Genomic DNA, 1,027 nt, shown 5'->3' on the forward strand with positions numbered 1-1,027 from the left:
GCTGGAGCATGGCTTTCTACGGGTTCGCTGCGAGTCTTGCCACGCCGAGCACCTGGTCGCTTTCAGCTGTAAGCGTCGCGGTTTCTGCCCGAGCTGTGGGGCGCGGCGGATGGCCGAAAGTGCCGCCTTGCTGGTTGATGAAGTACTGCCTGAACAACCCATGCGTCAGTGGGTGTTGAGCTTCCCGTTTCAGCTGCGTTTCCTGTTTGGGGTCGTTTGCGGGAAGGGGCGGAATCCTACGCTAAGGCTTTGGCCAGCGATATTCTCCGGTGAGATTGATGTGTTCCCAGGGGATAGGAGAAGTCGCTTGATATCTAGTATGACGTCTGTCGCACCTGCTTGATCGCGGCCGCGATAGCTAGATCGCGTTGCTCCTCTTCTCCATCCGCGTTCCAAGCTGCGGAAAGGCACCCATAAGCGTACGCCTGGTCGAGCAGGCGACGCGGATCGACGTCCAGCGCACGAGAGAATGCGTCCGCCATCTGTGCAATGCGTCTAGGATCGAGACAAAGGTCGTCTCTGTCAGCCGGATCGTAGAACATATTGGCGGCGCCAAAGCCCACTTCACCGACCAGACCGACGGGATCTATCACCAGCCAGCCGCGACTGGAGAACATGATGTTTTCATGATGCAGATCGCCATGTAGCCCACGCAGTTCCGAGGCATTGCTCATCATTTGATCGGCTATAATCGCCGCGTGGACGTAGTCAGTTTGACAACCTGCGTTTTGATCATCGCGCGCCCGCTGAAACAAAGCTGCAAAGCGATCCCGGATCGGGAGAAGGGCAGAAGGCAGGGGTTCCTCAGATGCGGCATACAGCTTCGCCATTAGTTCCGCTGCAATTTCGGTCGCCTGGTAGTCGCCGTGCTCGGCAACGATGTGAGAGAGCATTCGCTCCCCGGCATATTCGAGCAACATCAGATTGTTCTCACGACCGAGCAACCGGACTGCTCCCCTCCCATTGCGCCATACCAGATAGTCGGCCCCGCGCAGTTCATCAGCAATGTCTTCTATAGGTTTCAATC

1 protein-coding gene and 1 pseudogene are annotated in these 1,027 nt (G+C 57.3%); one reads left to right on the plus strand and one right to left on the minus strand.

Annotation, left to right across the window (positions count from 1 at the left end; all coding sequences use genetic code 11):
- Positions 1 to 205: pseudogene (locus H3V12_RS11065) on the plus strand (transposase zinc-binding domain-containing protein); the annotation flags it as partial.
- 109 nt (positions 206 to 314) lie between these two features.
- Here H3V12_RS11065 and H3V12_RS11070 read toward each other — a convergent pair.
- A partial coding sequence (locus tag H3V12_RS11070) for an APH(6)-I family aminoglycoside O-phosphotransferase (RefSeq protein ID WP_032226762.1) occupies positions 315 to 1,027 on the minus strand: 713 nt, incomplete at its 5' end.

This window comes from Bartonella sp. W8167, assembly GCF_016100335.1.
Lineage (GTDB): Bacteria > Pseudomonadota > Alphaproteobacteria > Rhizobiales > Rhizobiaceae > Bartonella > Bartonella apis.